The organism is Rhizobacter sp., assembly GCA_021153565.1.
Taxonomy (GTDB): Bacteria; Pseudomonadota; Gammaproteobacteria; order Burkholderiales; family Burkholderiaceae_C; genus Albitalea.
The window spans coordinates 1-8,363 of the sequence record JAJKJU010000076.1 but is presented as its reverse complement, the minus strand read 5'-3'; the positions used below and the strand labels follow the sequence as shown (position 1 = coordinate 8,363).

7 protein-coding genes are annotated in these 8,363 nt (G+C 63.0%); 1 reads left to right on the top strand and 6 read right to left on the bottom strand.

What is annotated here, in order from left to right:
- Nucleotides 1-2,290, bottom strand: a 2,290-nt coding sequence (locus AC30NL_RS04765; RefSeq protein WP_489462865.1) for an RHS repeat domain-containing protein, incomplete at its 3' end; no start/stop codon positions are given.
- Nucleotides 2,291-2,337: 47 nt separating this feature from the next.
- A complete protein-coding gene (locus tag AC30NL_RS04760) occupies nt 2,338-4,716 on the bottom strand; it encodes an RHS repeat domain-containing protein (protein ID WP_489462864.1) in 2,379 nt (792 codons plus the stop codon).
- 152 nt (nt 4,717-4,868) lie between these two features.
- Here AC30NL_RS04760 and AC30NL_RS04755 point away from each other — a divergent pair, with 152 nt between their 5' ends.
- Entirely contained in the window at nt 4,869-5,399 is a 531-nt protein-coding gene (locus AC30NL_RS04755) for a histidine kinase dimerization/phospho-acceptor domain-containing protein (RefSeq protein ID WP_489462863.1), read from the top strand.
- A 350-nt stretch (nt 5,400-5,749) separates the two neighbouring features.
- Here the strand turns inward: AC30NL_RS04755 and AC30NL_RS04750 are convergent, their stop codons facing one another.
- The 4 genes from AC30NL_RS04750 to AC30NL_RS04735 form a co-directional block, all read right to left on the bottom strand.
- Nucleotides 5,750-6,325, bottom strand: coding sequence for a glycoside hydrolase family 44 protein (locus tag AC30NL_RS04750; RefSeq protein ID WP_489462862.1), 576 nt, complete (start codon nt 6,323-6,325; stop codon nt 5,750-5,752).
- A 27-nt stretch (nt 6,326-6,352) separates the two neighbouring features.
- Nucleotides 6,353-6,766, bottom strand: coding sequence for a hypothetical protein (locus AC30NL_RS04745; protein WP_489462861.1), 414 nt, complete (start codon nt 6,764-6,766; stop codon nt 6,353-6,355).
- Between the two features lie 145 nt (nt 6,767-6,911).
- Nucleotides 6,912-7,613: a family 16 glycosylhydrolase gene (locus AC30NL_RS04740; protein ID WP_489462860.1), complete on the bottom strand. Its 702-nt coding sequence runs from the start codon at nt 7,611-7,613 to the stop codon at nt 6,912-6,914.
- A 32-nt stretch (nt 7,614-7,645) separates the two neighbouring features.
- On the bottom strand, nt 7,646-8,363 hold a 718-nt coding region (locus AC30NL_RS04735), incomplete at its 5' end, for a hypothetical protein (RefSeq protein ID WP_489462859.1).

The following is an 8,363-nucleotide window of genomic DNA, read 5'->3' as shown; positions in this document are numbered from 1 at the left end:
AGCTCACGATGAAGGTCTTGATGCCCACCACCTGCGTCTTGGTGGTGATGCGGCCGAACCCGTCGTAGCTGTAGCTCGTACTGCCCGACTCGTCGGTGATCTTGCTCAGCTTGCCGATGCTCGTGGCCACCGGGGGGCTGCCGCCGTCGTACTGGAATACGGTGGGCGTGCCGCTTGCGTAGGTGGCGCTCGTCAGCCGGTTCAGGCTGTCGTAGGTGTAGGTGGTGGTCTTGCCTCGTGCGTCGGTGCTGCTGGTGAGGTTGCCCGCCGCGTCGTAGCTGCGGGTGGCCGTGCCGCTGTCGGGGCTGGCGGTGGCTTTGACGTTGCCCAGGCCGTCCACGGTGTAGCTGGTCACCAGTGATCTCGGGTCCGTCACTTTGTTGAGTTGGTCGCGGCCGTCGTAGCCCATGCTGATCACCGGAGGCGCCTGGCCGGCGCCGGGCGCCGGTTGGGTCACCCTGCTCGGGCGCTGCAGCGGGTCGTAGGCGGTGCTGGTCTGGTTGCCGTTGGGGTCGACCACCGTCGTGCGGTTGCCTTCGGCGTCGTAGCCGTATTGCCAAGTCATTCCCCCAGGCAGCGTGGTGCTGCTGGTGGTGCCCACCTGCACGCTGGCGACGCTGGAGGTGCTCGCGGTGTTGCTTGCGTCGCCGACGTAGTTGGCGATCAAGCTGTGTACACCCCCCACGCCCAGGCTCGTGCTCAGGCTGGCTTGGCCGGACACGAGTGCCGCCGTGCCCAGTACAGTGCCGCCGTCGCTGAAGGTCACGGTTCCGCTGGGAGATGCCCCGCTGACCTCGGCCGTCAGCACAAGTTGGCCGCCCGCCGCTACTGGGTTTGGCGCGGCGGTCAATGCCGTGCTGGTGCTCGCGGCGCTCACTGTGAGGCTCGCAGTGGTGGAACTGCTGGGGCCGTTGCCGGCGTCGCCTGCGTAGCTGGCCGTCAGGCTGTGGGGGCCTGCACCTGTGATGGCGGTGGACAGGATGGCGGCGCCTGTACTCAGGGACGCAGTGCCCAGCACTGCTGCACCATCCTTGAAGGTGACGTTGCCCGTGGGCGATACACCGCTCACGTTGGCGGTGAGCGTGACGCTGTCGCCCGCGGTGATGCTGCCCGGTGTCACGTTCAGCGTGGTGCTGCTTGTGGGCAGGTTGATCGTCTCTGTCACCCCTGACGACGTGCTCGGCGCGTTGCTGGCGTCGCCTGCGTAAGCTGCAGTGAGGCTGTGGCTGCCGCTCGTGCTGAAGCTTGTGGCGAGTGTGGCATTGCCTGCATTGATCGCTCCTGTTCCGAGCGTCGTCTCTCCATCCTTGAACGTCACGGTGCCTGTGGGATTTGCGCCGGTGATGCTGGCGGTGAGGGTGATGCTTTGGCCGATGGATACAGGGTTGGCCGACGCGGTCAGAACGGTGGTGGTCGGTGTGCTGCTGGCAGAGTTCAGGACGTCGCACTCTTTGATCGTGCCGAAGGCCGGATCGTTGCCGAAGTAGGCATTGGTGCATGTGCCGCTGTCGCTCACGGCCTTCTGGATCCAAGTGCTGCCGGCGCCGTAGCGCACAGTCTGCGTGCCGCTGACGCTGAAGGATGCGCCTTCGCTGGCGATCTTGGTCCAACTCTGGGTCGGTGTGCTGCTGGCGGAGTTCAGGACGTCGCACTCTTTGGTCGTGCCGAAGACCGGATCGCTGCCGAAGTAGGTGTTGGTGCATGTGCCACTGCCGCTCACGGTCTGCTGGATCCAAGTGCTGCCGGCGCCGTAACGCACTGTCTGCGTGCCGCTGACGCTGAAGGATGCGCCTTCGCTGGCGATCTTGGTCCAAGTCTGGGACGGTGTGCTGCTGGCGGAGTTCAGGACGTCGCACTCTTTGATCGTGCCGAAGGCCGGATCGCTGCCGAAGTAAGCATTGGTGCATGTGCCGCTGTCGCTCACGGTCTTCTGGATCCAACTGCTGCCGGCGCCGTAACGCACGGTCTGCGTGCCGCTGACGCTGAAGGATGCGCCTTCGCTGGCGATCTTGGTCCAAGTCTGGGCGTGGGCTGCACCGCCGATCAACATGAGCACGCCGATCAGCGCCGCCCGGAAGAAGCTGCCAACGAATCCAGTTGTGCCGCAGTCATCGACGAACGACGGGCTCGTTCTCGCCGTGAGCCTGGTCGCTGTCTTGGCAAAGGCGCTTGTGCCCGCAAGGCCGCGCGGTGCGATGCACAGCATCGTGAACACCCGCTGCACGCACTGGCGTGCGGTGTTCCATGCCGTGACTCTTGGGCGGCGGCCCACCCCATGCATCTCTCGCATCTTTGCCCCTTCGAATTGATCTGATGTTTTGAACTTGCGACTCTGACTCATTGCCCCGCCCCTGTGACTTGCTGCACTCGTCCCAGGGCGTCGAACACACGCGTGATGTTGCGTGCCAGGGTGCCGCCTGCGTCCTTCAGCGTCTCGCCAGCCCGGTTGCCTGCGTTGTCCAGCGTGTACGTCACCGTGTTGCCGGCACCGTCGGTGATGCCTGTCAGCCGGTGGGCGTCGTCGTAGGTGTATTGCAGCGTCACCGCGTCGGGCAGCGTCACTTGTTTGAGCTGACCTGCCGCGTCGTAGCTGTAGGTGGTAACTTGCGCCGTTCCACCGTCTGCTGGCTTCACGGTCACGCTCTCTACCCACCCCCGGGGCTTATAGGCAAGGTCAGTCGTGGCGCCAGCCGCACCGATGCTTCTGAGCACTCGGCCGGCCTTGTCGTATTTGACGTACTGCGTTGTGTGCCCTGCAGGGTTGGTGACGCTTTGCAGGTCGCCCAGTGTGTGATCGGCCGTTGTGTCCGTGTAGTACGCGTACGTCGTCATGTCGTTCACGTCCGTGCGTGGCCCCTTGGCCGTCAGCACCTGGCCGTATTGGTTGTAGGTATAGGTCGACACACGCGTCGGCACGTTCACATCCGCAGGGGCGCTGAATCCCTGGCTTCCGTCTGGGTCCGTGCTGCCCTGCTCGATCTTCTTGCAAAGAACCGTGATTGGCCTTCCATCGAATAACAATGCATCGGCAGGCGCACAACTACTGACCGCATTGCCTGCAGTCGGGTCGGGCTGCCCGTTGTAAACATTGATCGTGAGCTTGCGAGGCTCAGCCTCTTTGCTTTTCAATTGCCAGTCGGGGTGCCACACGTTCGTTATCTTGCGGCTACCGGCGGGCAGCACCGAGCCCGCGGGGGTCACGCTGTCGCAGGACGTCGCGTTCGACAGGCCCTCGACTTTGGTGGTTACAAGGCTGCGCCCTGAATCATTCACATAGCACGTCCTAGTGCCGTTGAAGCCGTCTTCGCTTGCGAGGTTGCCTTTGGCGTCGTAGGCCAGCTGTCGCGTGCTTGCACCAGTGCCGGCACCGGCAGGAAGCGTCTGCGAAATCAACTTGCTCACGCCGTTGACTGTCTGGAATTTATAGGTTCGCGTTGAACCAAGAGGATCTTCAACGTTGACGGAATCACTTCCAGCGGGAGAGCGGACATAGCGATCTGTTCCATTGGCGTGAGCCGAAAAGTCGACGTAGCCTTGCCAGGGATTGCGATACGAGTTGGTGATGACTCGCACGTTGTTCTCGTCGAATACGCCGGTGAGTGCACGGGGGCCTTCGCCCCACACATACCCTTCGTTGTACGAATAGGTTCGCGCGCTGCCATCGGGGTACCCGATCTTCTGCAGCATTTCGTTGACATCGAAGGCAAAGCTGTGAATGCCACCGTCCGGCACGGTCATGGAGTTCATTTGCCCGAGACTGTTGTAGGTGAACTGAAAACTCCGTCCAAATGCATCCTTGACCGCGATCAGCAGGCCCGCAGATGGGGCGATGCCTGCCGGGGTGGACGCGTCGCTGTAGACCAATGTTTGCTTGGCACCGCTGAAATGCTGAATGCCGAGGAGAATGCCTGCGGGATCGTACGTTTCGAGCTCGCCTCTGCCGCTTCTGTAGAGAAACCCGGTGGATTGCCCGCCGGACAATATCCGTGTCAGTGTCTCGCCAGATCTATCTTGATTCAGCAATTCAAGACCGTCTGTCCTGAAATGCTTTTCGGAGCCGTCGGCTCGGACTGCCGTTGCCAAGAGGTAGGGAGAATTCTCGGGAAAGACACGCCTGTCATAGGTGTGGCGCCAGAAGTCACCAAATCCGCGCAGTGGGTCTGGAACCCAGTTGGTAGGCCGGTAGTAGCCCAGCGTGCTGAATGTCCGACCGAATTCGAGCGGCGAATCCGCGATCCGTTTGTAGTCGGTTTCAGCCAGAGTCTTCTCGCCGCTGGAAATGACCATCGGGTCTCCACATGCCACGCATCGCTCTGCCGAAGGCTTGATGCAATAGTCGGGGTATTTGGAATTTCTTCCGATGGCCGTATAGCCTGTCGGACATTGGGCTGTGCGGTCTCTGCGAGTAACCACGTTCCAGCCATAGTTCAACTCCGCGGCTGACGAAAAGGCCCAGCCGTGCATTTCCTTGCCATATGCGACCTCAGCGGTCAGCGTCCAGCAGAGGCTATTGTCGACGAAGGTTTGTGCCGGGCCAGCCCAGTGCAGACTCACTGAGGGTGAAGGTGTCGTCGGGCCGAGAGTCTCGGGGGGCAGGCATGCGATGACTGCTTTGGCCTGAGCCTCGGACGTCGCCTGAACTCCGGAGCCGACGATCCGGGTGTAGCAGCGACTCAGGGCATTGTCCGGATAAGCCAGTCCGGTCTGAATACACACGTAGTGGTGCTCGGTGACGTAGGCCTTGGCTTGGGCGAAAGGGATCGGCTCGACCGCGTACCGAGAAGGCGCAAAGGGCTCGCCGGCGGGCCGGTAGGTGGCGCGCCTGCCCCGCCACGGCTGACAGCTTCCGAACAGGGGAGCTGTCCCCTGTGGAGACACCATCTCGGGCCCATGCGCTGCAACGCGCGCGCAGCAGCTTCGAGGTCAACCAGATGGTGTCGGAATACCGCGCGCTGCGCGCGACGGTCTTGAGGCTTTGGAGCGCGGCAGCCACCGAGGTTACGGTGCACGATCTTCAGGACGTCACGCGGTTCAACGAAGCTGTCGATCAGGCCCTCGCGGAGTCGCTGAAGCTTTTCGTCGCCGAAGTGGACCGAGCCCGTAACTTGCTGCTCGGCGTGCTCGGCCACGATCTTCGTACGCCTCTTGCGACCATCGTGAACTGTGCTCATTACCGGCTTCGCGTGCGGCCCGAAGACACGCGCGACGCCAATACGATTCTGCGCAGTGCCGAACGCACGAAGGTGCTCGTGGACGACGATGTGCTGGTCTACACGCGCAAGCGGCTCGGCGTCGGGGTCACCGTCGATCCGGTGCCGAGGCAACTCGATCGATTCGCGAGAGACACGGTCGACGAGCTGCTGGCGATCAATCCGGGTCGCCGAGGGGGATTGACGTAGCAATCCGCGTCGGATGCGCGAGTCGACCTCGAAGATGACCAAGCTCGCCGACTTTGCTCAAGGGGTGCTTGCGTCGCCGACCTACCTGGCGCGTTATGGCCGGCCGAAGACGCCGAACGATCTTGCCCATCACTGCTGGATCGCCCTCACCCTGTTGCCATCACCACTCACCTGGGCCTTCACCAAAGCCGCGAAGACGGTGACCGTACGGATGAATGTTCACCTCCGCATGGGCACGCGGAACTTGAACGCGTCGCTGTCACGTCCGGTGATCTCCTGGCGCCCGTCGTCGCGGAAGTTCGGGTCCTTTCGCCCGGACAAACTCGCTCGGCGCTTGGTGGAACACCAGGTTAGTAGTGCGCTGGGCCGACGATTTTCATGCCGGGGAACTGGTCCTTCAACGCTCTTGCCAGAGAGATTGTCTTGGCGATGTAGGCGTCCGACGAGACCGGCGTGCTGCCCTGGATCTCGAGGTGAGTGGAGCTCCAGAGCTCGGGCTCGTTGTCGAGTTGCACGAAGGTGGGCGTCGCGGCGCTGGCTGTGAAAATGCCCTGACCACTGAACTTCTGATCCAGCGCCCAGACGAATTCGTCCATGTAGACGGCGTTGTTGGCCGTCGACGGCATGATGGTGAATGTCGCGCTGGTCTGCGTGCTCTTCTTGAAGTGGTGTCCGGCGGGTTCGTTGTGTCTGACCGGACCGTTCTCGTCCGCGGCGACCCAGCCTTGCATCGGCACGGTGATCAGGCTCGCGGCACCGACGGCCCGGTCGGCCGCGATCACGGCGCGCACAGCCTCGCCCGGCGTGGTACTGGCGCTCAGGAAGTTGTCGTTCTGATACAGGTAGTCTGGGAGGCTGAGAGCATTTCGATCATGCCCGCTCATCACGCCAAAAGACCCCTGCTCGTCGTTGCAAATGCTCGCCATAGCCCAAGCTATGGCTGCGCTTTGCGCCTAGATCAGGTGCCTTTTGACGTGCTGCTCGGACACGCTCGAAATACTCTCAGCCTCTGAGCCGGCGTTGGACGCATTGTTCTCCCAGTTGTAGGCCGTCCACCGATTGCCGCCGGCGCGGTCGAACGTCAGCAGCGGCGGCGCATTCGCAATGCTGTTGTAGAAGTTCAGACCGTAGATGTACGGCGAGATGGCGCGTGTGCAGGCGGGATTGAGCGTGATCGTGACGTCGGAGGGAGGAGCCGGCGCGGACGCGGGTGCAGGCGCGCCTCCGGCGGACGGGACTACAGAATTGCCCGAAGACGACCCACCGCCGCACGCCGCTACCGATGCGCTCAGCAGGCCGATCACGATGAGCCGCGCGCAGTACGGGTTTCGGGGCAGGCGTCGATGGAATTGATGACGAACGGACAATGGACGTGCCCGCTCATTCTTTTTAACGTCGGAACTGCGCCGTGTACTCTTGTCTTGGAGTCTTCTTCACTTCTCGCCCTTCAAGTCTCGATGTCAGCCATCGAACCTTGGAAGACGATATTCGGCGTGCAGCTCAGGCTCGCTCTCAATCCGAGACCTTCACCCAGTCGTAGAAGGCCGGGCCGCCGCCCCCCATGTAGGGTCCAACGAAGTTCACCGCGCCAGCCGAGTTGTTGCCCACCCAGTGGTTGAGCATCAAGCGCATCGGCGCGGAGAACGCGGAGTTGACACGGCGGAACTCCGTCTCTGCGCCCGCACTGTTGACATGGAAGAAGCGCACGTAAGTTGGACGCCACTCGAAGCCGATGGTCCGCCAGCCGGTGGCGATGGCGAACTGCTGGTAGTTCTGCCGGCCTGCCGTCCACACGTTCGTGTGCAGGACCGTGCCGGCCTTGATGAACTCTAGGTCGATCTCGAAGTGGTTCGACGTTCCCGCGTTGCCTGTGTACAGGAAGAACGAGCTGTCGGCGCCGGGGATGGTGCCCGGGTGCATGCTGGTGACGAACTTGCCGTACTGGAAGCTCTGCCAAGTGCGCACCTCGGCGCACTGGGTGGTGCTGCCGTTCACGTTGAGGTCCAGCGCCCCCCACCCTGTCAGCCACACTTCGCTGTAGCCGAAGGTGCAGCCGAAGATGTCGCCGTTGAACCAATTAGCGGTTTCCCACACCGCGCCGTTCGGGCCGCCCGTGCCATCGAATCCGTCGAAGAAGTTGGTCGCCTGCGCATTCAGATGCAGGCTCGTTGCAAGCGCCATGGCGAGCGCGCCCTTGACAGTGAACTTGATCATGCTTTTCTCCTGGTTGTCGGTTGTGGTCGTGATCAGGGCGCGAGCTTCACCGTGCCCACACTCAGGTCATGCGAGCCGGTGGCGGTTGCGCCGTTGATCACGTCGATCGCGAAGAGACCGGCCTTGACGGAATCGACCGTGGAGCCGACGCCATTGCAGTAGCTGGGCAGCGAAAACATCGCCTCGGTCAGGTCGATGACAAGTTCGGACATCGTTGAATCCACGATGGCTGCGGCGGTGGCCGTGCAGCCGTCGGCCGCCAACGGGCTGGGCTGCAGCTTGATCGACAGCAAACCGTCGCTCGCCGACTTCAGCTGGATCTTGAGCTTGGTGAAGCCGGAGGCATTGAATGCGGTGACGGATCCGGTGCCGGTGTTGCCCGGCGCATAAACACGAATCGCCGCGCCCGCATAGGCCTGGGGGCCCGCCAGCGTCGCACTGAAGCCCACGACGCCGGAGGCATAGCTGATCGTGCTTGGCGTGAGTTCGCTGCCCTTCTCGGCGAAGGAGTACGACTCGACCTTGCCGGCTTCGCTCGTTTCCGTCGCGCTAGCGGGCGTCGCGAAGGCGGTATCAGCCGATACGGGAGGCGGCGGAGGCGGCGCTGGAACAGGGGCCGGGGGAGGCGGCGCTGGAGCAGGCGCTGGAACAGGGGCCGGGGCAGACGCCGCTGGAGCAGGGGCTGGAACAGGGGCCGGGGCAGACGCCGCTGGAGCAGGGGCTGGAGCAGGGGCCGGGGCAGACGCCGCT

Excerpts from the sequence above, each read along its gene's own strand:
- AC30NL_RS04740 (WP_489462860.1), bottom strand. The coding sequence starts at position 7,613 with ATGATCAAGTTCACTGTCAAGGGCGCGCTCGCCATGGCGCTTGCAACG.
- AC30NL_RS04750 (WP_489462862.1), bottom strand. The coding sequence starts at position 6,325 with ATGGCGAGCATTTGCAACGACGAGCAGGGGTCTTTTGGCGTGATGAGC.